This window comes from Peribacillus sp. NPDC097675 (assembly GCF_050277655.1).
Lineage (GTDB): Bacteria > Bacillota > Bacilli > Bacillales > DSM-1321 > Peribacillus.
In genome coordinates, this window is sequence record NZ_JBNNSK010000019.1 from 1 (window position 1) to 24925 (window position 24925).

29 protein-coding genes and 1 rRNA gene are annotated in these 24925 nt (G+C 40.3%); 29 read left to right on the forward strand and 1 reads right to left on the reverse strand.

The window, feature by feature from the left end; translation table 11 throughout:
* The 12 genes from rrf to rsmI form a co-directional block, all read left to right on the forward strand.
* Positions 1-90 (forward strand): 5S ribosomal RNA (gene rrf, locus ACQKL5_RS20250); the annotation flags it as partial.
* A 204-nt stretch (positions 91-294) separates the two neighbouring features.
* Positions 295-513: a sigma factor G inhibitor Gin gene (locus ACQKL5_RS20255; protein WP_427610648.1), complete on the forward strand. Its 219-nt coding sequence runs from the start codon at positions 295-297 to the stop codon at positions 511-513.
* Positions 514-678: 165 nt separating this feature from the next.
* The gene (locus tag ACQKL5_RS20260; RefSeq protein WP_427610649.1) at positions 679-2136 is read left to right on the forward strand and encodes an aminotransferase class I/II-fold pyridoxal phosphate-dependent enzyme; all 1458 of its coding nucleotides are present in this window, start codon (positions 679-681) and stop codon (positions 2134-2136) included.
* 39 nt (positions 2137-2175) lie between these two features.
* Complete coding sequence (tmk, locus tag ACQKL5_RS20265; RefSeq protein WP_427610650.1) at positions 2176-2811, forward strand: dTMP kinase; 636 nt, start codon at positions 2176-2178, stop codon at positions 2809-2811.
* Positions 2812-2925: 114 nt separating this feature from the next.
* A complete protein-coding gene (locus ACQKL5_RS20270; RefSeq protein ID WP_427610691.1) occupies positions 2926-3255 on the forward strand; it encodes a cyclic-di-AMP receptor in 330 nt (109 codons plus the stop codon).
* 24 nt (positions 3256-3279) lie between these two features.
* Entirely contained in the window at positions 3280-3720 is a 441-nt protein-coding gene (locus tag ACQKL5_RS20275) for a YaaR family protein (RefSeq protein ID WP_427610651.1), read from the forward strand.
* A 35-nt stretch (positions 3721-3755) separates the two neighbouring features.
* Positions 3756-4733: a DNA polymerase III subunit delta' gene (gene holB, locus ACQKL5_RS20280; RefSeq protein WP_427610652.1), complete on the forward strand. Its 978-nt coding sequence runs from the start codon at positions 3756-3758 to the stop codon at positions 4731-4733.
* A 1-nt stretch (position 4734) separates the two neighbouring features.
* Positions 4735-5565 carry a PSP1 domain-containing protein gene (locus ACQKL5_RS20285; RefSeq protein WP_402970928.1) on the forward strand — a complete coding sequence of 277 codons (831 nt, stop codon included), beginning with the start codon at positions 4735-4737 and terminating at the stop codon, positions 5563-5565.
* 14 nt (positions 5566-5579) lie between these two features.
* Positions 5580-5954 (forward strand): DNA replication initiation control protein YabA, encoded by a 375-nt coding sequence (gene yabA / locus ACQKL5_RS20290; protein WP_427610653.1) that lies wholly within the window; start codon positions 5580-5582, stop codon positions 5952-5954.
* 175 nt (positions 5955-6129) lie between these two features.
* Entirely contained in the window at positions 6130-6873 is a 744-nt protein-coding gene (locus ACQKL5_RS20295; protein WP_427610654.1) for a tRNA1(Val) (adenine(37)-N6)-methyltransferase, read from the forward strand.
* Positions 6860-7120: a GIY-YIG nuclease family protein gene (locus ACQKL5_RS20300; protein WP_427610655.1), complete on the forward strand. Its 261-nt coding sequence runs from the start codon at positions 6860-6862 to the stop codon at positions 7118-7120. Before ACQKL5_RS20295 ends, ACQKL5_RS20300 begins: the two co-directional genes overlap by 14 nt.
* A gap of 3 nt (positions 7121-7123) precedes the next feature.
* On the forward strand, positions 7124-8005 hold the full coding sequence (rsmI, locus tag ACQKL5_RS20305) for a 16S rRNA (cytidine(1402)-2'-O)-methyltransferase (RefSeq protein ID WP_427610656.1): 882 nt from the start codon (positions 7124-7126) through the stop codon (positions 8003-8005).
* 47 nt (positions 8006-8052) lie between these two features.
* Here the strand turns inward: rsmI and ACQKL5_RS20310 are convergent, their stop codons facing one another.
* Positions 8053-8337 carry an AbrB/MazE/SpoVT family DNA-binding domain-containing protein gene (locus tag ACQKL5_RS20310; protein WP_402970913.1) on the reverse strand — a complete coding sequence of 95 codons (285 nt, stop codon included), beginning with the start codon at positions 8335-8337 and terminating at the stop codon, positions 8053-8055.
* 616 nt (positions 8338-8953) lie between these two features.
* On the opposite strand from ACQKL5_RS20310, the gene metG reads away from it, so the two are divergent.
* From metG to ACQKL5_RS20395, 17 genes are all read left to right on the forward strand, one after another.
* Positions 8954-10915, forward strand: a complete 1962-nt coding sequence (gene metG / locus ACQKL5_RS20315) for a methionine--tRNA ligase (protein WP_427610657.1) — start codon at positions 8954-8956, stop codon at positions 10913-10915.
* Positions 10916-11100: 185 nt separating this feature from the next.
* Positions 11101-11868, forward strand: a complete 768-nt coding sequence (locus tag ACQKL5_RS20320; RefSeq protein WP_427610658.1) for a TatD family hydrolase — start codon at positions 11101-11103, stop codon at positions 11866-11868.
* A 238-nt stretch (positions 11869-12106) separates the two neighbouring features.
* Complete coding sequence (locus tag ACQKL5_RS20325) at positions 12107-13300, forward strand: ubiquitin-like domain-containing protein (protein WP_427610659.1); 1194 nt, start codon at positions 12107-12109, stop codon at positions 13298-13300.
* A gap of 227 nt (positions 13301-13527) precedes the next feature.
* The gene (gene rnmV, locus ACQKL5_RS20330; protein ID WP_427610660.1) at positions 13528-14091 is read left to right on the forward strand and encodes a ribonuclease M5; all 564 of its coding nucleotides are present in this window, start codon (positions 13528-13530) and stop codon (positions 14089-14091) included.
* Positions 14084-14962 (forward strand): 16S rRNA (adenine(1518)-N(6)/adenine(1519)-N(6))-dimethyltransferase RsmA, encoded by an 879-nt coding sequence (rsmA, locus tag ACQKL5_RS20335; RefSeq protein ID WP_427610661.1) that lies wholly within the window; start codon positions 14084-14086, stop codon positions 14960-14962. The genes rnmV and rsmA overlap by 8 nt, the downstream gene beginning before the upstream one ends.
* 201 nt (positions 14963-15163) lie before the next feature.
* Positions 15164-16042, forward strand: a complete 879-nt coding sequence (yabG, locus tag ACQKL5_RS20340) for a sporulation peptidase YabG (RefSeq protein ID WP_427610662.1) — start codon at positions 15164-15166, stop codon at positions 16040-16042.
* 308 nt (positions 16043-16350) lie between these two features.
* A complete protein-coding gene (gene veg / locus ACQKL5_RS20345) occupies positions 16351-16602 on the forward strand; it encodes a biofilm formation stimulator Veg (protein WP_402875897.1) in 252 nt (83 codons plus the stop codon).
* Positions 16603-16752: 150 nt separating this feature from the next.
* Entirely contained in the window at positions 16753-16929 is a 177-nt protein-coding gene (locus ACQKL5_RS20350) for a small, acid-soluble spore protein, alpha/beta type (protein WP_427610663.1), read from the forward strand.
* A gap of 312 nt (positions 16930-17241) precedes the next feature.
* The gene (gene ispE / locus ACQKL5_RS20355; protein WP_427610692.1) at positions 17242-18111 is read left to right on the forward strand and encodes a 4-(cytidine 5'-diphospho)-2-C-methyl-D-erythritol kinase; all 870 of its coding nucleotides are present in this window, start codon (positions 17242-17244) and stop codon (positions 18109-18111) included.
* Between the two features lie 62 nt (positions 18112-18173).
* Positions 18174-18998: a pur operon repressor gene (gene purR / locus ACQKL5_RS20360; protein ID WP_427610664.1), complete on the forward strand. Its 825-nt coding sequence runs from the start codon at positions 18174-18176 to the stop codon at positions 18996-18998.
* Between the two features lie 12 nt (positions 18999-19010).
* Positions 19011-19385: a RidA family protein gene (locus tag ACQKL5_RS20365; RefSeq protein WP_427610665.1), complete on the forward strand. Its 375-nt coding sequence runs from the start codon at positions 19011-19013 to the stop codon at positions 19383-19385.
* Positions 19386-19576: 191 nt separating this feature from the next.
* The gene (spoVG, locus tag ACQKL5_RS20370; RefSeq protein ID WP_034316332.1) at positions 19577-19873 is read left to right on the forward strand and encodes a septation regulator SpoVG; all 297 of its coding nucleotides are present in this window, start codon (positions 19577-19579) and stop codon (positions 19871-19873) included.
* A gap of 575 nt (positions 19874-20448) precedes the next feature.
* Positions 20449-21822 carry a bifunctional UDP-N-acetylglucosamine diphosphorylase/glucosamine-1-phosphate N-acetyltransferase GlmU gene (glmU, locus tag ACQKL5_RS20375; RefSeq protein ID WP_427610666.1) on the forward strand — a complete coding sequence of 458 codons (1374 nt, stop codon included), beginning with the start codon at positions 20449-20451 and terminating at the stop codon, positions 21820-21822.
* Positions 21823-21837: 15 nt separating this feature from the next.
* Positions 21838-22791 carry a ribose-phosphate diphosphokinase gene (locus ACQKL5_RS20380; protein WP_427610667.1) on the forward strand — a complete coding sequence of 318 codons (954 nt, stop codon included), beginning with the start codon at positions 21838-21840 and terminating at the stop codon, positions 22789-22791.
* Positions 22792-23006: 215 nt separating this feature from the next.
* The gene (locus ACQKL5_RS20385; RefSeq protein ID WP_427610668.1) at positions 23007-23651 is read left to right on the forward strand and encodes a 50S ribosomal protein L25/general stress protein Ctc; all 645 of its coding nucleotides are present in this window, start codon (positions 23007-23009) and stop codon (positions 23649-23651) included.
* Between the two features lie 254 nt (positions 23652-23905).
* A complete protein-coding gene (gene pth, locus ACQKL5_RS20390; protein WP_427610669.1) occupies positions 23906-24466 on the forward strand; it encodes an aminoacyl-tRNA hydrolase in 561 nt (186 codons plus the stop codon).
* Positions 24467-24571: 105 nt separating this feature from the next.
* Positions 24572-24802, forward strand: coding sequence for an anti-sigma-F factor Fin (locus ACQKL5_RS20395; RefSeq protein ID WP_427610670.1), 231 nt, complete (start codon positions 24572-24574; stop codon positions 24800-24802).
* Positions 24803-24925: the final 123 nt, after the last annotated feature.

Consider the following 24925-nt stretch of genomic DNA (forward strand, 5'->3'; position numbering starts at 1 on the left):
ACCCGTTCCCATTCCGAACACGGCAGTTAAGCTCTTCAGCGCCGATGGTAGTTGGGGGTTTCCCCCTGTGAGAGTAGGACGCCGCCAAGCCATTTGAAAGGTCAGCCATTGTGCTGGCCTTTTTTTGTTTGAGTAAAAGGTCTTAATCGGAAGAAAAGATTTCTAGGCAGGGATTTTTTATATAGACATACACCTAACGTAAGCCTTCAACATACATTATTAAAAGAGCCCCGAGTTCTCTTAAACTATTTAAAATCATGTATGTGGACAATGATTTTTGGGGAGAATGCAGCTATGGAGGTGGAGATGTTGGGGATAACAACAACCAAAACAACAGCAGGGGAATCGTGCGTGGTATGTGAACAAGTAAAAGGAATGGGGATACACCTATATACGACATTTATATGTGAGGAATGCGAAAGGGATATGATTGGTACGGATACGAATGATCCCAGGTATAAACATTATCTGAAACAGTTAAGGAAAATCACGAATCCTGAAATCTGTTCATAAGGAATAGTAGTTGTCGATAGTCGTAGAGTTAGAGAATGAGGAGTTTGGAATGTCCTTATTCTCTAACTTTTTTCTGCGCTTAAATGAACAGGAAATAGATGACCGGGGATAAACCTGGACATATTTGATAGAATGAAAGTATTAAGAAATTGAAGGATGAGGTAAATGAATCAATCCTATACACCATTGTTCGATGCAATGAGCGATTTAAATAAAAAGAGCCCTGTTTCACTACACGTCCCAGGCCATAAAAATGGGCACGTTTTTAACGAAAAAGGCCGTGCACTTTATAATTCCATACTTGGTATAGATGCTACGGAAATAAGGGGTCTGGATGATCTGCATGCTCCAGAAGGGGCCATATTAGAGTCTGAGCTGCTTCTAGCCGACTTATATGGAGTGAAGAAGAGTTACTTCTTAGTCAATGGATCAACTGTAGGAAATCTAGCGATGATCCTTGCTGCTTGTAGAGAAGGGGATAAGGTACTTGTTCAACGGAATTGTCATAAATCCATCTTGCACGGACTGATGTTGGCAAATCTACAGCCAGTCTTTTTACAACCGATTTATTACAAGGATTGGGGAGTGGCAGGTGGCATAAGTTCTGAACAATTGGAAGAGGCGCTGGCTGTTCATTCAGATGCCAAGGCTCTCATAGTTACAAATCCAAATTATTATGGACTTGGCGAAGACGGCTTATCCGACCTTGTGCTACTGGCACATGAAAAGGGCATTCCTGTGTTGGTGGATGAAGCACATGGTGCTCATTTCCAATTGGGAAGTCTTTTTCCTGATTCGGCAGTCCTGGCAGGGGCGGACGCAGTAGTCCACTCGGCACATAAAACGTTGCCCGCCATGACCATGGGTTCTTTTCTTCATGTTCAATCCGATTTGTTGGAAATCGATAAGGTGACCTTCTATTTACAAATGCTTCAATCGAGCAGTCCTTCTTATCCGATTATGGGATCCCTTGATTTAGCACGGGGATATCTAGCTTCATTTACAACAGAGGATCAAAATCATCTTATCAAAAGGATTTCAGACTTCAGGGCAGAGCTGGCTAACCTCGATACGATACGTGTGCTAGAGGCACCGCTGGGCACGACAGTTGACCCCTTGAAAGTAGCTATTAGGTCTATAAGGGGCCTAAGTGGATTTCAGTTGCAAGAGTTTTGCGAAGCGGAAAACATCTATTCGGAACTTGCAGATCCCTACAATCTATTGCTGACTCTTCCATTAGTGAAGGCAGATCAGGATTTTCCATTCCATGAAGTTATTCAAAAAATAAAACAAGCAACAAAAAATAGATCAGGAGAACAAGAAGAACCTTCTGTAGAAATTGGAATTGATGGTGGCAAGATGACAACCCTAGCCAATCCATATTCTGTCCTGAAACAAAAAAGTACAAAGCCTATTGAGTTTGGAAAGGCTATTGGGTCGGTCTCCGCTGAAATGGTTATCCCATATCCACCTGGTATCCCTTTAATTATGACCGGGGAAATGATTACAGCAGAGCACATGGTAAATCTAGAGAGATGGTTAGCACTGGGCTCTAGGTTTCATGGTGGTTCTTTACTTTCAAGTGGGAAGCTGATTGTTTATGAGAGCAGCCAGATTGGTTAAGATGATATACTACATACAAAGAACCTTGGAGGTACATCAATGAATCGTGGTATTTTTATAACAATGGAGGGTCCGGAGGGAGCAGGGAAAACGACAATCATCCACATGCTCGGCCAGGCTCTACAAGAAGAAGGCTATCAAGTTTTATTAACGCGTGAACCAGGCGGTATCCCAATATCCGAGCAAATAAGAGAAGTCATCTTAAATAAAGACAATACAGCAATGGATTCAAGGACGGAAGCTTTGCTGTATGCTGCAGCTAGGCGTCAGCATTTGGTCGAGAAAGTCATCCCGGCCCTAGAAAATGGGACCATCGTTCTCTGTGATCGATTTATAGACAGCTCGTTAGCCTATCAAGGCCATGCAAGGGGCTTAGATATAGAAGAGGTGTACAATATCAATAAATTTGCAATTGGTGACATGATGCCCGATGCTACGTTCTTTTTTGATATAAAGCCCGAAGAGGGTCTGAGACGTATACAGTCCAATGGAGACCGGGAAGTGAACAGGCTGGACTTGGAAGCCTTGGAATTTCACGAAAAGGTATATGAGGGCTATCAGGCAATTATCAACAGATGGAAAGGCCGTTTCATTATCATTGATGCTGATCGGACTATAGAGGAAGTTTTTCATGAAACGAAGAATCAATTAATGGTTGCTTTGAAAAAACAGTAATATGATTCGAGGTTTTCCATAATATTCAACTGCACCCTATTCCATGCAAGGACAAATTGTTATAATAGAGATGTAATAGTAATGAAAATTCATAGTAAGCGGAGGATGATGAGAATGAAAATGATCATTGCTGTCGTTCAAGATAAGGATAGCCATCGACTGCTTAATGAATTAGTGGAACATAATTTTAGGGCAACCAAGCTCGCCAGCACAGGTGGGTTTTTAAAATCAGGGAATACAACTTTTATGATTGGTACGGAGGATTCACGTGTCGATCAGGCCATTGAAATAATAAAGGAAAGTTGTCAGTCACGGTCCCAATTAGCATCACCGGTTTCACCCATGGGTGGCAATGCTGAATCCTACGTGCCTTATCCAGTGGAAATACAAGTAGGCGGTGCAACCATATTTGTTCTGCCGGTTGAAAATTTTTTACAATTTTAGCGGTCAGATATATGGAGGTTCTTTATGAAAATCAACCATGACATTCCTATTAAGTTGGATAAAGCCCGGCAAGATAACAAACAAATGCAAACAGGTAGTGGAAGGTTTCAACAGATGGTCCAAACACAGGATCAGAAGATGCAGGTTCAAACTTTGAACCGTTTAATCGGCGACATTGAAGGGGCAGGCCAGAGGCTAGTTCGGTCCCGTACCTTCAGAGAACTGGCCAAATATAAGGCATTAGTGAAGCGTTTTGTACGGGAAGCTGTTGAGTATGGACTTGAGTTGAAGCAGTCTACAAGTTGGAATCAATACGGACAGAGCCGTCCATTGAAAACCGTAGAAACGATTGATGCAAAACTGATTGAGTTAAGCGAGGAAATATTGAATAAAGAGAAGAGTTCGCTTGAGATATTAGAAATGATAGGCGAAATTAAAGGCCTTCTGATTAATTTATATACGTAAGTGAGTTGAAGAAGTTGGATAAAACATGGCAGGACATGAGACAAATTCAGCCACAGGTTATGACGATGTTGCAAAATAGCATCACGAAAAACAGAGTGGCTCATGCGTATATATTTGAAGGAGATAGAGGTACAGGTAAGCAGGAGGTTAGTAGAACGTTTGCTAAAAGCTTACTATGTGAGGCCCCGGTAGAGGGCTTTCAGCCATGCGAGCAATGTAAGAACTGCAAACGAATTTCTAGTGGTAACCACCCAGATATCCATTTAATTGAAAAAGACGGGCTCTCGATTAAGAAAGAACAAATTAAGAGTCTGCAAGAAGAATTTTCAAAGAAAAGTGTGGAAGCCAATCGGAAAGTGTACATGATTATGGACGCGGATAAAATGTCAGTCGGGGCAGCGAACAGTCTCTTAAAGTTTTTGGAAGAACCTATAGGAGATACGGTAGCGATACTGATGACCGAACAGTTTCAGCGTATCCTTCCGACAATTATGTCAAGGTGCCAATTGATATCGTTTAAACCGTTGTCACCTGAGAATGTAAAACGAAAGCTGATGGAACAGGATTTGGATCCACAGATGGCCTCTATCATCTCTCATATAACACAGAATGTGGGAGACGGAATCGACATGAGTCGTGATGAATGGTTTGTACAAGGTCAAAAAATAGTGGTAAAATTGTATGAAGTGTTAAAACAGAATTCCTTGAAGGCTTTGTTGTTCCTTCAGACGGATTGGTTTTCACACTTTAAAGAAAGAGAACAGGTAGACAGAGGACTTGATTTGTTACTTCTTATTTATAAGGATTTATTATACATTCAGTTGGACAAGAAGGACTTGGTTGTATTTCAAAATAAACTAAAGGAATTTGAAACTCACGCGCTTCATCTTTCTCCGAGACGACTCGCCGAACATATGGAGTTTATTTTGGAAGCGAAAAGGAAATTGATGTCCAACACAAATCCACAGCTGTTAATGGAACAGCTTGTGCTGAATTTGCAGGAGGGATCATGATTTGTATGATGTTGTAGGTGTCCGTTTTAAAAAAGCGGGCAAGATATACTACTTTGATCCGGGCGAATTCGCTATTCCTAAGGACGATTTTGTAATAGTAGAGACTGTCCGCGGTGTTGAATTCGGTAAGGTCGTTACAGCCCGTAAACAAGTAGATGAAAATGATGTTGTCCTGCCATTGAAAAAAGTACTTCGGGTTGCAGATGCAAAAGATAAGCTAATTGTTGAAGAAAACAAGGCTGCTGCAGAAGAAGCTTATTATATATGTTGTCAAAAGGTCGATGAGCATAAATTGGATATGAAGCTTGTCGACGTATCATATACTTTTGATAGAAATAAGGTAGTGTTTTACTTTACAGCGGATGGTCGCGTGGATTTCCGTGATTTAGTCAAAGATCTAGCCGCTATATTCAGAACCAGGATTGAACTTCGACAGATCGGGGTCAGGGATGAGGCAAAAATGCTTGGTGGCATTGGACCATGTGGCAGAATGTTGTGTTGTTCCACTTTTCTAGGAGACTTTGAACCTGTTTCCATTAAAATGGCCAAAGATCAGAATTTATCACTAAATCCTACAAAAATCTCAGGGTTGTGTGGCCGGTTGATGTGCTGTCTGAAATATGAAAATGATGAGTACGAAAGTGCTAAGGAAATGCTTCCTGATTTAGGTGAGATGATAGAAACGCCTGGTGGCAAAGGCAAGGTAGTAGGGCTTAATATTCTAGAACGCGTACTTCAGATTGAACTAATCGAGCAGGAGAGAGTATTAGAGTATACTTTAGATGAGATTCTAAAAGAGGGAGCCGTTTCTATTCAAGCCACAGATTATTAAGGTGGTGGGAGAGCGTGGACAAAAAAGATATTTTTGAGTCGGTTACCAATATGGAAGCCCAGATAGGCCAATTATATAAACAGCTTGGAGAATTGAAGGAAAATCTTGCGGATATTCTCGAAGGAAATCAGTCGCTTAAGTTGGAAAATGAGCACTTGCGCCATCGATTAGGCCTTACGGATGTCGAGAGTGAACCCACTTCTATAAAGGTGAAACAAAAAGCGAAAAACCGTACAGAGAGTACGGATAAGGTTATGGATATAGGGGAAGGCTATGATAATCTAGCCCGTATCTATCAAGAAGGCTTTCATATTTGTAATCTGCATTTTGGCAGTTTACGAAAAGAGGGAGATTGCCTGTTCTGTTTATCCTTTTTGAACAAGAAGTGAAAATGGAATAATAGAAAAGAATGTTCCATCTCTTTTACGTGATAGATAGACCGTTTACAATATAGAGTGATTCGGGGTCTGACGCATACTATGAGTCAGGCCCTTTTTGTACGAAAGAAGGTTAAAGTAAGGGCCTAATCCTGCTTTTTCTTCATATATAGGAGGGTTAACTGCAATGGTAGAACTTAAAGGAGATGAACGGCTTGATTACCTATTGGCGGAGGATCTACGAATCATCCAGAGTCCATCGGTTTTTTCTTTTTCATTAGATGCCGTTTTATTATCTAGATTTGTAAACGTACCAATTCAAAAGGGAAGGTTAGTGGATCTCTGCTCTGGAAATGGCGTCATACCTTTGTTGTTAAGCACGAGAACTAAAGGCTCAATTACAGGCGTGGAGATTCAGGAACGATTATATGACATGGCCCAAAGAAGTATCGATTATAACGAGGTATCTTCACAGATTAAGATGATACATGCTGATATAAAAGAAATTCCTAAGCAAATAGGGTACAGCAAATATGATGTAGTGACGTGCAATCCACCATACTTTACAACTCCATCCATCGAGGAAATCAATAAGAATGAACACTTTGCGATTGCCCGTCATGAAATCATGTGCACGTTAGAAGACGTCATGCGTGTTTCAAGTCAGTTGCTTCGTCAGGGCGGCAAAGCGGCATTCGTCCATAGACCGGGGCGATTGATGGATATTCTAAGACTCATGAAGGAGTATCGAATAGAACCGAAGAGGTTGCAATTTGTATATCCAAAAAGTACGAAAGAGGCCAATACGATTCTTATCGAAGGAATCAAAGACGGAAACCCGGATTTGAAAATCTTGCCTCCACTTGTCGTTTACAACGAACAGAATGAATATAATCCTGAAATCAGAAGGATTTTATATGGAGACGAATAAGCATTACTTCTACGTCTTGAAATGCAATGATGATAGCTATTATGCGGGATACACAAACAATTTAGAACGAAGGATAAACATGCATAATCAGGGTAAGGGAGCAAAATATACACGTGGACGGGTCCCTGTGGAACTCATTTACCATGAAACGTTTGAAAACCAAACATTGGCCATGCAGGCAGAATATCAGTTTAAGCAACTGACTAGAAAACAAAAAGAAAAATGGATGGCAAAGGAGGAGACATAATCAATGTGGCAACAAAAGAGTTTTGAAAAAGAGGGATTGGAGCCAGCTCTATATCTAGTCCCTACACCAATAGGAAATCTCGAGGATATGAGCTTCCGGGCGTTAAGAATTCTAAAGGAAGCGGATGTCATTGCAGCTGAGGATACGAGAAATACAAAAAAACTATGTAACTATTTTGAGATTTCCACACCTATTGTCAGTTACCATGAGCATAATAAAGAATACAGTGGGCGACAAATGCTTGAACGTCTTCGCTCAGGCCAAGTCATCGCTCTTGTCAGTGATGCAGGATTACCGACGATTTCCGATCCGGGATATGAACTTGTGAAGGAAGCAATTGCAGAGCAGTTCAAGGTCATCCCATTGCCCGGTGCTAACGCTGCATTAACGGCATTGATCGCCTCGGGTCTTGCCCCTCAGCCCTTTTACTTCTATGGATTCTTAAAGCGGGGAGCAAAAGAAAAGAAACAAGAGTTGGAAAAGCTAAAGAAAATGGAGGCTACTTGGATTGTATATGAGTCGCCACATCGTTTGAAGGAAACATTGAAACATATGCAAGAAATCCTCGGAGACCGTCAAATTGTACTATGTCGCGAATTAACCAAGAAATTTGAAGAGTTCATACGTGGTTCGCTAAGTGAGGCAATGAATTGGGCGGTTGAAAATGAGGTGCGCGGTGAGTTCTGTCTGATAATCGAAGGGGCGAAGGAACAGGAAGAAGAGCCAGAGGAATCATGGTGGACGGCATTCGACATTGTTGGACATGTTAATTATTATATCGAAAACAAGGAGCATTCATCAAAGGATGCTATAAAGCAAGTTGCAAAAGATCGAAATATGCAAAAACGTGACGTATATCAGGCATTTCATGTCGATGCCGAATAAGAAGACAAAAAAAACTTCCGGATATCGGAAGTTTTTTTGTATGTTAATTAGTTAGAAGTTGTAAAGTTTTGTTGGATTTCTTTAATAAGCATTTCGGCACCTTCACGGCTAAGAATCAATTTACCATTAGCAAGTGTAAGGTTGTTATCAGAAACTTCACCAGTTACTTGGCAAGTCATGTTAGGTTTATATTTTTTTAAGATAATGCGCTCATCATCAACATAGATTTCTAAAGCGTCTTTCTCAGCGATGCCTAATGTACGGCGAAGCTCGATTGGAATAACTACCCGGCCTAACTCATCAACTTTACGAACGATTCCTGTAGATTTCATTGAAATATTTCCCCTCTCAAAATACAATGTAGTACCTTTTTCTATTTTTTTCGTCATTATTCGACAATTTTTTTTATAAATTTATAATACCAGCCATTCCCATATTCGTCAATGATTTATTTTCACTTTTCTATATGACCGTATTAACGCCTTTTATAAAGAATGAAAAGGATGAATGCTCATAAATATTCAGTCTTAGTCTGAAATCCTCAACTACTTACTTAGCCATGATTCGACAAACTATGATAAATGATTTAAATTTCTCCTCCTATTATATGATTAATGATCTTTTAGTTTCAAATCATAAATTATGAATATAGGATATTTTTCCTGTAAAATCATATATGAGCAGTTGATATTGCGTAAAATATGAATAGTAGGGTATATTTTGTTGATGTAAGAGGTAATGCTGACATACAGGGGTAGCAGCATCTTTGCAAGTATTAGTGACAATTATAATCCTTCGTCGTTCGTTCACTTATCAAGAGCAAATGATTGTTGATTCTTGTCGCATAGAATGACAGATAGGGTTAAAATAGAGATAATAGTTTTACTGTAGTCAAATTAGCAGGAGGAAGTCCCTAGCTAGTTTTGCAAATGATGAGGAGGCAATACAATGCAGGATAAATCAAAAACATTTTATATCACAACACCCATATATTATCCAAGTGGTAATTTACATATAGGGCATGCGTATACGACAGTGGCAGGTGATGCCATGGCCCGTTATAAAAGGATGCGTGGCTTTGACGTTATGTACCTAACGGGAACAGATGAGCATGGCCAGAAAATCCAGCGCAAAGCGGCCGAAGAGGGAATTACGCCTAAGCAATACGTGGACAACATCGTATCCGGGATAAAAGAGCTATGGAATAAGCTTGATATCTCCTATGATGATTTCATAAGGACGACAGATGACCGACATAAAGAAGTTGTGGCGAAAATCTTCAAGAAACTCCTTGACCAGGGCGATATATATCTCGACCAATATGAAGGCTTATATTGTACCCCATGTGAGTCTTTCTTTACGGAACGGCAAGTCGAAGAGGCCAATGGGAACTGTCCGGATTGTGGAAGACCAGTAGAGAAGGTTAAGGAAGAGTCCTATTTCTTCAAAATGAGCAAATATGCGGATCGGTTGTTGAAGTTCTATGAGGAAAACCCAGAATTCATCCAGCCTGAATCTAGAAAAAATGAAATGATCAATAATTTTATCAAACCAGGATTAGAAGATTTGGCTGTTTCCCGTACAACATTCGATTGGGGAATTAAAGTACCGGGAGATCCAAAGCATGTGATTTATGTCTGGATTGATGCCCTGACTAACTATATTACAGCTTTAGGGTATGGGACGGATAATGATTCTAAATACAGGAATTACTGGCCGGCGGATGTACATTTAGTAGGGAAGGAAATTGTTCGTTTCCATACCATTTACTGGCCGATAATGTTAATGGCTCTCGATATGCCGCTACCAAAAAAAGTATTTGCCCACGGCTGGTTGCTTATGAAAGATGGCAAAATGTCGAAGTCAAAAGGTAATGTGGTTGATCCGGTTACATTGATTGATCGCTACGGTTTGGATTCCTTACGTTACTACCTACTTCGCGAGGTTCCGTTCGGTTCGGATGGGGTATTTACACCAGAGGGATTTGTAGAACGAATTAACTTTGATTTGGCGAATGACTTAGGTAACTTATTGAACAGAACGGTTGCAATGGTCAATAAGTATTTCGATGGTGTGATTCCAAATTACGAAGGATCAAATGGTGAATTTGAAAAGATTCTGCTGGAAATGAACCAAGATACGGTCAATAAGTATGAAGAAGCAATGGAAAAAATGGAATTCTCCGTGGCTCTCACTTCCATTTGGCAGCTTGTGAGTAGAACTAATAAGTTCATCGATGAAACCCAACCGTGGACACTGGCAAAAGAGGAAACCAAAAAAGGGGAACTTGCGAGTGTCATGGTCCACTTGGCTGAATCTTTACGCCGGACAGCCGTTCTGTTAAAACCATTTTTAACTCAGACACCGGAAAAGATCTTTGCTCAGCTAGGCATTCAGGACGAAGCTTTAAAAGTATGGGATAGTCTGGTTGAGTTTGGCCAAATTCCATCCGGGACAAGCGTGTTAAAAGGGGACCCTATCTTCCCACGATTAGAAATGGAAGAGGAAGTTCAATACATTAAAGAACAAATGCAGGGTGGCACAACTAAAGTGGAAGAAAAGGTAGAAGTGGAGATTCCAGAAGTTGATGAAATCACCATCGATGACTTTACTAAGGTTGAACTTCGCGTAGCACAGGTGATGGAAGTAGAGCCCGTGAAAAAAGCAGACAAGCTACTTAAGCTACAGTTGGATTTAGGCTACGAAAAGCGTCAGGTTGTTTCAGGTATTGCCCAACACTACAAACCGGAAGAACTAGTAGGAAAGAAAGTGATTTGCGTAACCAACCTTAAGCCGGTGAAGTTGCGTGGGGAGCTTTCACAAGGTATGATTTTGGCGGGCAGTCAGGATGGCGTCCTATCTGTTGCAACAATAGATGCTGCCATTCCTAATGGATCGAAAGTGAAATAAATTAAAAGAACATAAAAGTGTTTCATATGAAACACTTTTATGTTCTTTATTTATACAATCAAAAAATAGAATACGTTACTTACCCGCTCACATAGCAGGGTAACTATGTAATATGTTTGTTACCTAATTGAGAAACATAAAACTCTCATTTAGAAATAAAATAGTGCTAGAAAGGAAGAAATAACATGCTTTTCGATACACATGTACATGTAAATGCAGAGCAATTCAATGAGGATCTTGAGGAAGTCATAGAACGAGCACAAGAAGCAGGCGTCAAGAATATGATCGTCGTTGGATTTGATCGTCCTACCATTACCAGAGCAATGGAATTGGTGGAAACGTATGATTTTATGTTTGCAGCAGTCGGCTGGCATCCTGTTGATGCAATAGATATGACGGAAGAAGACCTCCGGTGGATTGAAGAACTGTCGGCACATCCTAAAGTTGTTGCTATAGGGGAAATGGGTCTTGACTATCATTGGGACAAATCACCAAAGGAAATACAAAAGGATGTATTTCGGAAGCAAATACGCCTAGCGAAGAAAGTGGGCTTACCCATTATCATTCATAATCGTGAAGCGACCGCAGATATCGTGAGTATATTGAAGGAAGAAAATGCTTCAGAAGTGGGAGGCATCATGCATTGCTTTAGCGGTAGTGCTGAAACTGCACTGGAATGCATTGATATGAACTTCTATATTTCATTGGGAGGACCTGTGACCTTTAAGAATGCGAAGAAACCAAAAGAAGTAGCAGCGGCTGTGCCTTTAGAGCGTCTATTAATTGAGACGGATTGTCCTTATCTTGCACCTCATCCTTTTAGAGGAAAACGTAATGAGCCATCCTATGTGAAGCTTGTCGCAGAGCAGATTGCCGAAATTAAGCAGCTTTCCATAGAAGAAGTATCCCAAGCAACAACGAACAATGCCAAGAAATTATTCGGCATTAATTGACAGCATTTTGGGTCATAGTCTCCCCGGGTTTGGCATCTGGAAAGCATTTTTTGAGATTCTACAAATCTCTTGCCCAGAATAGGCAATTTATGTCGAGAAGTCACCCTTCCCTTTTCTACACGGAATAGGCATAATAGTTAATAATTTCCTAAAAGAGAAGTGGATGGGTTGACAGCTCGATAAGTATGTCTATATAATCACCGGGAGGAAGGAGGAGTTTTTCATTCTATCAAAAACTATGAAAAACCTTATTTCCAAGCTGGTAGGTAAGAGGAGAATGACGGTTGCAATATGCACGGGAATTCTTGTCACTACTGCGCTGGGAATACTGATCCATAATGGAACAATGCATACTGTTACAATCATGCTTGACGGAAAAAAAGAGGTAGTGCGGACACACGCGGCTACTGTAAATGATATGTTAAAAGATTTAGAGATTACGGTTCAAGCCGCAGATTATGTTCATCCTTCGGTCGACAGCGAGGTAGCAGATGACCTGGAGGTCGTGTACAAGCAGGCTCGAAAGATTGACATCGTAGAGGATGGGGAGCGAGAGGAAGTCTGGTCAACCGCTGATACCGTGGAGGAATTTTTAAAGGAACAAAAGCTTGGGGTGGATGAGAAGGATAAAGTTACACCTTCGAATGATACGAAGCTCAAGGCGGATATGGAAGTTAGCATCAATAGAGCCTTTTTACTGAAACTGGTTGTAGGTGGAAAAGAAAGGCAGGTTTGGTCAACTTCGACTACGGTCGCTGACTTTTTAAAGCAACAGGGTGTCAAGCTCAATGATTTAGATCGAGTTGAACCGGGGTTAGTAGAAAAAGTTGAAGCAAAGAATACGGTAAACGTTATTCGAATTGAAAAAGTCACCGATGTAGTGGAAGAACCTATTGATTATGCTGTCATTACTAAAAAAGATGACTCCTTGTTAAAAGGGAAAGAGGATATTGTAAAAGAAGGTAAAAAAGGCGTCACTTCTAAGGAATATGAAATTATCAAAGAGAATGGCAAAGAAGTCAAAAGAAAACTGCTCTCTAAAAAAGTTGTGACTAAAAAGCAGGATAAAGTCGTAGTGGTCGGGACAAAAACAGTGGAGACTCAAACTGCACCTAGAGCTACCAACGTGGACTCTACTAACGGTAGAGAAATATACGTCTCATCAACCGCATATACGGCAAGTTGCCAGGGATGTTCGGGTGTTACTTCAACAGGAGTAGACCTGAAGAGTAATCCAAATGCCAAAATTATAGCAGTTGATCCAAGTGTGATTCCTTTAGGATCCAAAGTGTACGTAGAGGGCTATGGATATGCCACTGCTGCCGATAAGGGTGGAGCAATTAAGGGAAATAAAATAGACGTATTCTTCTCATCGAAGAATGACGCATATCGCTGGGGCGTAAAGAAAGTGAAAATCCGTTTACTGAACTAATAAGCTTTTACTCTCGCAGGAGATAAATAGTCTCCTGTTTTTTTGACGTTTTATTTTACCCTTTGTTGAAAACATCAGTATAAAACTGTTTTAATAAGATAGACGATTTATATGTCATAAAGTTTCAGTATAAAGAAAAATGGGTTGAGTGATGGTGTCTTGGTCCAGAAGCTATCTCGAGTGAAAGTCATTGCAAGGGTCTTTCGCTTTTCTGTATGGAGGAAAATATGAAAAAGATTAAAGAAATTATTGTCGTAGAAGGTAAAGACGATACGGTCGCGATAAAAAGGGCAGTCAATGCAGATACCATCGAAACGAATGGTTCTGCCGTGAATGAATCCTGTATAGAACAGGTTAGGCTGGCACAAGTGACACGTGGTGTTATCATCTTTACGGATCCGGATTTTCCAGGCCAAAAAATCAGAAACATCATTTCAGAACAAGTAAAAGGCTGTAAGCATGCCTTTTTAACAAAGAAGGAAGCATTGCCCAAGTCAGGTAGAGGAATAGGCGTGGAACATGCTTCTCCAGAAGCAATCCGTAATGCATTGAAAGACGCACAATTAATGGATGAAGAAGCCCAAGAGGAAATATCCCAGCAGGATTTAATAGATGCAGGTTTAATCGGTGGAGCTGGTGCTAGAGAGCGTAGAGAAAGATTGGGCACCATCTTAAAGATTGGTTTTACAAATGGAAAGCAATTATATAAGAGATTAAAGATGTTTCAAATATCAACTGAGGCTTTTTGCGAAGCGATTGTACAGATAAATCAGGAGGAAGAACATGAATAAGGATATAGCAACCCCTGTCAGGACAAAAGACATTCTAAAGAAGTATGGATTTTCGTTTAAAAAGAGCCTAGGTCAGAATTTTCTAATCGATACGAATATCTTGAAACGGATTGTCGAACATGCGGAGCTGACCGAGGAAAGTGGAGCAATCGAAATCGGGCCAGGTATCGGAGCGTTGACGGAACAATTGGCCAAAAGTAGCAAAAAGGTTACGGCTTTCGAGATAGATCAGCGTTTGCTTCCGATACTAGCAGATACGTTGTCTCCATATGACAATGTGAAAATCATCCATGGTGATGTTCTTAAAGCAGATGTTAAACAGGCTATAGAAGAGGAATTCGCGGATGTTAAGGACATCATGGTGGTTGCCAACCTTCCTTACTATGTGACGACACCGATTATCTTAAAACTCTTGTCGGAGGATTTGCCGATAAGGGGCATCGTATGTATGTTACAAAAGGAAGTCGCTGATCGAATTGCAGCTAAACCTGGGACAAAGGAATATGGTTCTTTATCGATTGCGATACAATACTATACGGAAGCAGAAACGGTGATGATTGTTCCAAAAACGGTATTCATGCCGCAACCGAACGTTGACTCAGCCGTTATTCGCCTCACAAAACGTATTACACCGATTGTTGAAGTTCAAGATGAGGACTTTCTTTTCGTCGTGACTCGAGCGAGCTTTGCGCAGCGCCGTAAAACGATATTAAATAACCTAACAAGTCAATTGCCAGAGGGAAAAGCCAAAAAGGAATTGATTCTTGCTGCCCTTAAGGCATCAGAAGTGGACCCAACCAGAAGAGGGGAAACATTGAGCATTGAGGAATTCGGGCGGCTGAGTGACGCATTGCTGCCGAATTTTAAATAAGTATGTCTATAAACTAAAGCCGGATGGGGAATTCCATACTCCCTCATCCGGCTTTTTTTTGATTAGAGCAATTAGAGACCCTGTTCATGCATGAGATATACTGTCATTTTTTACTTTCACCAATCATGGGGCGTTGGCATAACTTAAGAAGGAAAACAATCTAGGGTGGGCTTTAAATTAGTCTTCTCATGGGGTGGAGCAATGAATGTTCAGATAAACGATATAGTCGGTCGAGTTTCCTATAAGTGCGACGTCTTGTTTCGGGTGATTGATATCAGGGACAATAACGGAAGACGTGAAGCGGTTCTTTATGGGGAAGATATCCGGCTAATCGCAGATGCACCTTTTCAAGATTTAATGATTATTAACGATAATGAGCGAAGTGTACGACAAAGGTCCAATGAAGTACTTCAAGAACAATCATACCGCCTATTAACGCAGGACCTAGAGCTACAGCAACAAAAAAGTGGATATCAATCGAGCAATGGCTATCGCTATAGCGGTGAATATTTTCAAATACCAGGAAGAGTGCTACACGTCGATGGAGATGCCTCCTATCTACGAAAGTGCCTGGATTTGTACCAAAAATTTGGCATACCGGTAAATGGCGTCTATTGTAATGAAAAAGAAATGCCTCAGCGGATTGGCAGTCTACTGGACCATTACCGTCCAGATATTCTCGTCGTCACTGGACATGACGCCTATTCTAAATCAAATGGACCAATGTCCGATATCAACGCCTATCGTCACTCGAAGGATTTCGTGCAAACTGTCCGGGAGGCGAGAAAAAAGGTATCGCATCTGGATCAACTAGTTATTTTTGCAGGTGCTTGTCAATCCCACTTTGAATCCATCATCCAAGCAGGGGCCAATTATGCAAGTTCCCCTTCGCGTGTAAATATTCATGCGCTAGATCCAGTTTATATCGTGGGCAAGGTGAGTTTCACGGCCTATATGGAGAATCTTCATGTATGGGATGTTCTACGCAATACATTGACTGGCGAAAAGGGGTTAGGCGGAATCGAAACAAAAGGCGCGCTTCGAACAGGGCTTCCCTTTAAACCTTTTCTTGAAGAATGATGAGCTGCATTTTGAAAGAATGCAGCTCGCTTTTGTTGTTTGGAATTTCGGATTCTACAAGAATGCTTGGACTTTTTTGACCGAAAAGGGAAGTAGATGACTCAGTGGCGAAAATTCAGCATTTTTTCAGATGAATAGTTCGCTTACATATATTCTTAGTTACTAGGGGATAATAAAATTGTTAACGATTTTTGCAGAATAAAGGTAAAAATATATTGACTACATTTTTAACTGCTGATATAATTTATTATTTTGTTTGCGTAGATTAACAATTTGTGATATACTATACTTAGTGAGGTGGACCGAAAATGCCAAAAACTCTAGCTGATATTAAAACTGCACTTGATTCAAACCTAGGTAAAAGATTGCTTTTAAAAGCAAACGGTGGAAGAAGAAAGACTGTAGAACGTTTTGGAATTTTGGCGGAAACTTATCCGGCTGTTTTTGTAATTGAACTCGACCAAGATGAAAATGCGTTTGAAAGAGTATCTTACAGCTATGCGGATGTATTAACGGAAGCCGTGGAACTAACCTTTTTAAACAAACAACAAGAGATTTAACTTAGAGGAAGTAGCAAACAATATGTTTGCTGCTTTTTGATTTGTCTAAAAACCCCAAAAGTGACCAGTTCAGGATGAAAGAAGTAGTTATGAAATAGCGTATGTAACAAACACTAGGCATGTGACAGCATGTGAAAGGGGTTGTTTCGCTTGAGTAGAAAAAAAGGGATTATGTCAGAGGGTTTTAAGGAAGAATTGGCAAAAGAACTTGGGTTTTATGATGTTGTCCAGAAAGAGGGTTGGGGAGGAATCCGAGCCCGCGACGCAGGAAACATGGTAAAACTTGCAATCGAAAAAGCACAACGTCAATTGGTGGATAAAGAATAAAATCTCACTAAAATGAATCATGCTGTCCTTACGAAATAGGCCAGGCTCTTTCTTCGATGTATAGCGATGTCCTTTTATGCTTACATTGTAGAAACCGGAGTCTGGCCTTTTATAGAATGAATAACGGGCACTAAGTTGCATGGAAAGTCCTTCAAGAAGGAGCAACGGCCCCCTCTCCCCGCAGTGCTTTTCGCCCCCCTAAGGTAATCTCCACTTCAATACATTGTAAATACGATGAAAAAACCTTTAGAATAGAAACAAATATGATAGAATAGGACAAGAACTTTTAGAACGTTAAAGTAGGTGAACATATTGAAGATTATGGAAAAAGCCCCGGCTAAAATTAATTTGGCTTTGGATGTGCTTTTCAAACGGCCTGATGGGTACCATGAGGTAGAGATGATCATGACGACAGTCGACCTTGCCGATAGGATAGAGCTAAAAGAAATAAAAGGGAACCACATTCAAATTCTATCTCATAACCGGTTTGTTCCGGATGATCATCGGAACTTGGCGTATCAAGCTGCATTCATATTAAAGGAACGTTATGGAATCAATAAAGGTGTTTCTATTACAATAGAGAAAAATATTCCGGTTGCAGCCGGACTTGCAGGTGGAAGCAGTGATGCCGCCGCTACATTAAGAGGATTAAATAGACTATGGAAGTTAGGACTTTCCATGGATGAACTGGCTGAAATCGGGGCCGAAATTGGTTCTGACGTTTCGTTCTGTGTATATGGAGGTACGGCCTTGGCCAAAGGACGCGGGGAAAAAATCACTCATCTTCCTACACCGCCAAAATGCTGGGTTATTTTAGCCAAACCGACTATTGGCGTATCTACAGCTGATATCTATAAACGGCTTCAAGTTGCTAGAATGGACCATCCTGATATTCCAGGTATGATTTCGGCCATAAAAGACAATAGTTATGAAGATGTATGTCAAGGGTTGGGAAATGTGCTGGAGCAGGTCACTTTGCAGTTGTATCCAGAAGTGGCCAATATCAAAGACCAAATGAAGACATTCGGTGCGGATGCTGTTTTAATGAGCGGAAGTGGACCGACCGTCTTTGGCCTGGTGGAACATGATTCCCGTATGCAAAGAATCTATAATGGCCTTAGAGGATTTTGTGATCAAGTCTATGCTGTCCGCATGTTAGGTGACCGGAACGACCTTGAATAAATGCGTACAATGATGGTATAGTTGCATTATAATATTCGGAAATGACAGAGGGTGTGTTTCAAATGAAATTTCGTCGCAGCGAGAGGCTAGTCGATATGACCAATTATTTATTAGAACATCCAGGGGAACTCGTTTCACTGACCTATTTTGCCGAAAGGTATAGTTCAGCAAAATCTTCAATAAGTGAAGATTTGACGATTATCAAGGATACCTTTGAACAACGAGGAATAGGCTCTTTGACGACTGTACCTGGTGCAGCGGGTGGCGTGAAGTATATCGTTTCCATTAGGCAGGAGGAAGCCGATACCTTTATAGATGGACTTTGTGAGACGATCGCTAGCCCTGAAAGACTGTTACCGGGCGGCTATCTCTATATGACCGATATCTTAGGTCACCCACAAACTGTAAATAAGGTCGGTCGAATAATTGCTTCCATGTATGCCAAGAAAGATGTCTCGGTTATCATGACGATGGCTACTAAAGGGATATCATTAGCCTACGCAGTGGCGAACTATTTGAATGTTCCCGTCGTCATCGTAAGAAGGAATAATAAGGTGACAGAGGGCTCTACCGTTAGTATCAACTATGTCTCGGGATCTTCAAAGCGAATTCAGACCATGGTGCTCTCAAAGAGAAGCCTGGTCGAGGGCTCCAATGTACTGATTGTGGATGATTTCATGAAGGCAGGAGGGACAATCAATGGGATGGTCAGCCTACTGGATGAATTTAAGGCAACCGTTGCTGGAATTGCTGTCCTTGTTGAATCGGAACATACAGAAGAGTGTCTCGTGGAGGATTATGTTTCATTAATCAAGCTGACACAAGTTGTTGAAAGAGATAAAAAAATAAATGTCAGTCGTGGGAACTATTTTACAAAAAGGGATTAGGGGGAATTTTTCATGAAAAAAGTGCAAACGAATGAAGCTCCAGTAGCAATCGGTCCATATTCACAAGGTATGATTGTGGAAAACTTATTCTTTAGTTCGGGTCAAATTCCTCTTACTGCTTCAGGTGACATGGTCACTGGAGATGTAAAAGAACAAACACATCAGGTATTTAAAAATCTTAAAGCCGTATTGAAAGAAGCAGGGGCTACTTTAGACACAGTCATTAAAGCGACGGTATTTATTAAAAGCATGGATGATTTCGGTTCGATTAATGAAGTATACGGGGAATATTTCTCCACACATAAGCCAGCTCGCTCTTGCGTAGAGGTCGCACGTTTACCTAAAGATGCTCTGGTAGAAATAGAAGTGATTGCGCTCGTTAATTAAACGGGCCTTTTTTTTTTGTCTTTCTAGGGGGAATGTATTGGGTACTTTTCCTATATTTTAAGGATTTATTCTTATTTTTAAAAAAACTAGGCTTAATTTTCTAAAAAACTTACAGATAATAGAAGGAGTTCCTGAATTTTTGTTGAATATGTACTTTAAGATTTAACAACAAAAAGGGATGGTGAGCTTAAATGGAAGTTACTGACGTAAGGCTACGCCGTGTAAATACGGATGGTCGTATGAGAGCAATCGCATCAATTACACTGGATAATGAATTTGTAGTTCATGATATTCGAGTAATTGACGGGAATAATGGTTTATTTGTGGCTATGCCAAGTAAACGAACTCCAGATGGAGAATTCCGTGACATTGCACACCCGATTAATTCTTCCACACGCGGGAAAATTCAAGAAGCTGTCTTGACAGAGTATCATCGTTTAGGAGAACTTGAAACCGAATTAGAGGAAGCAGGAGCAGGAGCTTCTTAATTGTTTAAATGGGTAATTATAAATAAGCGCAGCCAGAGCCTACTTCTTAAGTAGTGCTCTTTTTTATTTTTATTACAGAGTACTTGACTCTTAGCCAAACCGATAAGTAAGTGTTAATATCTTCAAATTACAAATACCCAGAATATTTAAACTTTAAACCAATTTATATAAAAATAAATTTTTTTAATGAATTATTCACTTACCATAAAAGGAAAATCAAAGAAAAATAAATAATCATTAATAAAGAGGCACCTACATATTAGAAGTACCTTTTTAAAATAGGGTAAAATGAAACGATATTTCCTTGTAAATAGGGTTGTTATGGCATTGGAGGTAACGTTAAGGGGTGTTTACGGGCTATCAATAACTCGTCGTTTTGTAAGGAATATCGTTATGAATGGGGAAATATAAGATCATCATTATTCCTAAAAATAGGATAAATGGCAGGGGGATTCAGTCTTTTCTCTATAGGATGAAGGCTAATTATATCATCTACTTTCAAATGTTACCTTGAAATGAAACCTTATTTGAGATAATATTTTTAATGGATAAAAAGGTGAAAATGGAGGCCTGTTATGAGTAATCGCTATGCAATAATTTTGGCCGCTGGGCAAGGCACTAGGATGAAATCTCAGCTTTACAAGGTTTTACACCCTGTTTGCGGAAAACCAATGGTACAACATGTTATCGATCAAGTCAATCAACTTCAAATAGAAGATATTGTAACAGTTATTGGCCATGGAGCCGAAAAAGTACAAGAACAGCTTGGGGATTCATGCAAGTACGCCTTGCAGGAACACCAATTAGGTACGGCACATGCTGTTATGCAGGCGGAAAGCGTATTAGCGGGTAAAAGTGGAATTACACTTGTTATTTGTGGGGATACGCCCTTAATCAAAGCAGAAACGATGGAAGAGCTTATCGCATTGCACGAAAAAAGCCAGGCGAAAGCAACAATTCTGACAGCTTATGCAGATAAGCCGGACGGTTATGGCAGAGTCATACGTAGTGAAAATGGTCTCGTTGAAAAGATTGTTGAGCATAAGGATGCTTCCATTGAAGAACGATATGTTAAGGAAATCAATACCGGTACATATTGTTTTGACAATCAGGCATTATTCAGCGCGTTGAAAAAAGTTTCAAATGAAAATGTCCAAGGTGAGTACTATTTACCAGATGTCATTGAAATTTTGAAACAAGAAGGCGAAACGGTAACAGCCTTTCAATCAAATAACTTCGAAGAGACTTTAGGTGTGAACGACCGGGTCGCTTTATCACAAGCGGAACAGATATTACGGAGCCGTATCAATGAAGTGCATATGAGAAATGGTGTAACGATAATTGATCCGCTCACGACGTTTATTGAAACCGATGTGAAAATCGGACAGGATACGGTTATTTATCCTGGAACAATGATTAAAGGACAAAGTGTCATCGGACCAGATTGCCTGATTGGCCCACATTCGGAAATCATTGATTGTGAAATAGGAAAAGGAACGGAGATACGCCAGTCGGTTGCACAGGATAGCCATATTGGAAGTTCTGTAAAAATCGGTCCCTTTGCGCATATCCGGCCTCAATCGGATATACATGATTCCGTAAAAATCGGTAATTTTGTTGAAATTAAAAAGACCGTTTTTGGAAAAGGAAGCAAGGCCTCTCACTTGAGTTATATAGGGGATGCCGAGGTTGGAGAGAATGTAAATATAGGCTGCGGATCTATTACCGTGAATTATGACGGTAAAAACAAATATTTGACGAAGATTGAAGACGATGTCTTTATTGGCTGTAATTCAAATCTTGTCGCACCTGTAACGATTGCAAAAGGAGCGTATGTTGCTGCGGGGTCAACTATTACGAAGGACGTACCGCAGGAAGCTCTGTCAGTTGCGCGGGCACGTCAAGTGAACAAAGAAGATTATGTTAAGAAATTAAAATTCAATAACTAACCAACGGAGGTCATCATGTCAAATCAGTATTTAGATCCTAATTTAAAAGTATTCTCTTTGAATTCAAACTTTGGTTTAGCCCAAGAAATTGCCGCAACAATAGGCGTTGAACTTGGAAAGTGTACCGTAACCAGTTTCAGTGATGGTGAAGTTCAAATTAACATAGAAGAAAGTATTCGTGGATGTGACGTTTACGTCATTCAATCAACTAGCCAGCCAGTCAACGAGAACTTGATGGAACTTTTAATCATGATTGATGCTTTAAAACGTGCGTCTGCAAAAACAATTAATATTGTTATGCCTTATTATGGGTATGCCCGTCAAGATAGAAAAGCTCGCGCACGTGAACCGATTACGGCTAAACTTGTAGCAAATCTGCTTGAAACAGCTGGTGCGCACCGAGTAATTACACTAGACCTGCATGCACCGCAAATTCAAGGTTTCTTCGATATTCTAATTGATCACCTAGTTGCGGTTCCGATTCTATCTGATTTCTTTAAAGAAAAAAATCTTGAAGATATCGTTATTGTTTCACCGGACCACGGTGGTGTGACGCGTGCGCGTAAGATGGCAGATCGTTTGAAAGCGCCGATTGCGATTATTGATAAACGTCGTCCAAGACCGAATGTGGCCGAAGTAATGAACATCATCGGTAACATTGAAGGAAAAACAGCTATCCTGATCGATGACATCATTGATACAGCAGGAACCATCACACTTGCAGCTAATGCACTTGTAGAGAATGGAGCTAAAGAAGTTTACGCATGTTGTACTCACCCAGTCCTTTCAGGTCCGGCAATTGAACGCATTCAAAATTCATCAATTAAGGAATTAGTCATCACAAATTCTATTGACCTTTCTGAAGAGAAGAAAATTGATAAAATTGTTGAATTATCTGTTGCTCCCCTGATTGCTGAGGCGATTATTCGTGTGCATGAAGAACAATCTGTTAGCACGTTGTTCGATTGATATATTTTAAAAAGGTGGGCCTTAGGGTCCGCCTTTTTTATATAGAATTCACCAATAACCCTATGCAAGGGATTGTTTAGCGTAACGAATACCCCTTCTTTCACATGAATCAGACTTCCATCATGCCAATATATGTTTAATCCTCCTCTCATAAGGGAAGATTTAATAATATAGTGAAACTGTAATAATTTAAATTCAGGAAGGCGGAGGAATTTATGAGTAAGAGTAATTTATTAGTGGCAAAAGAACGCAAAGTTGCAAAACAATCTAATTTAAGAAACCTGAGAGAAAGCGGAGAAATTCCTGCTGTAGTATATGGTAACCATAACGGTAGCACAGCCATTTCGGTTAATAATGCAGATTTCCAAAGAACAATTAAAGAAGTAGGCCGTAACGGAATTATTTCTTTAGATTTAGAAGGAACCAAACATCAGGTCATGCTTTCTGATTATCAGAAGGATTCGCTGAAAAACCATGTATTTCACGCCGATTTCTTAATCGTGGACATGAAGGCAGAACTACAAGCGCAGGTACGCATCAATCTCGTTGGTACATGCAAAGGGGTGAAAGATGGTGGTGTCCTTCAACAGTCACTACACGAGGTCACTGTTTCAGCTAGACCTGATGATATCCCTGAATCAATCGATGTTGATGTCACAGAGCTTCAAGTAGGAGACTCTATCTACATATCTGACATCCAAAAAAACCAAAAAGTTTCGCTGGATAATAGCGCGGAAGAAGTCATTGCATCTGTATTGCCACCTCGTCAGGAAGAGGAAATTAGCACAGGTGAACAGCAAGATGGTGGCATCCCAGAAAACCAAGAAGGCAGGGAGACTGAGGCTTCACCAGAGTCATGATGCCGGGATTCTATAAGTAAATCATGGTATAATAGGCGTAGCTCTAACGAGTTGCGTCTTTTTTGCTTCTTCTGCATCCTGCACACCACATATGAAAAATTTCATTTCAAAATAGAAATTATTTCTAATTAGTTCTCCGGTCGCTTGCGGAAATGCTTAAAATTAAGGTACTATTTTTCTAAGGTCACTTATGATTTTTAGAATCTTCGCTAAAACGCAACTCTCTAAATATCAGGAATGACGGAGTGTGAATCATGAAAATTATTGTAGGGTTAGGAAACCCAGGCAAGCAATATGAAAAGACACGGCATAATGTCGGTTTTGAAGTAATAGATGAGTTAGCTAAAAGATGGTCCATTTCACTAGACCAAGCCAAGCATAAAGGCATTTATGGTGTCGGAATGGTCCGGGGTGAAAAGGTCTTACTACTTAAGCCTTTAACCTATATGAATTTGTCAGGTGAATCGATTGCTGCAGTTATGCATTTTTTCAAAGTGGAAGTAGCCGATGTCATCATTATTTATGATGATCTCGATTTGCCGCCAGGGAAAATTCGTCTCCGTCAAAAGGGGAGTGCTGGGGGACATAATGGAATTAAATCGACCATTGCCCATTTAGGCACCCAGGATTTCAATCGAATCAGAATAGGAATCGGCCGTCCGATTGGTAGAATGCCGGTGCCTGATTATGTCTTGGGCCGCTTTTCTAAAGACGATTGGGAGCATGTTGGGACAACGATAGAAAAAAGCGCAGACGCTTGTGAGACATGGCTAGAGAAACCATTTATCCAGGTTATGAACGAATATAACCAATAAGGTTGGAGTAGATATAAAGTAAATAAAATATCTTCCTGTTTCGCTGAATAAATCCCCCCTACTTTAGTACATACTAACGGTATTATAAAAATAGGGGGTTATCAAATGGCTCTCCATTATCGTTGCCGGCATTGCGGAACTAAGCTAGGTTCACTAGAGAGTGAAGCATTGACCACGGAGCAGTTAGGGTTTAATCAACTTACTGATGAAGAACGTCAAGAGATGATCGTTTATGATTCCGAAGGGGATATGCATGTGAAGGCAATATGTGAAGAATGTTATCAATCACTGCAAGAGAACCCTGAATTTTATGAAAGCGATTATATCATTCATTAGCGGGAGAGGCTTTGGACAAAATCCAAAGCATTTTTCCGTTCATTTTCGTATACATGGTTAAAAAAATAGAAAATAAGATCATTCTATCTATAAAGAGAGAATTAGGATCAACTTGATTCATGC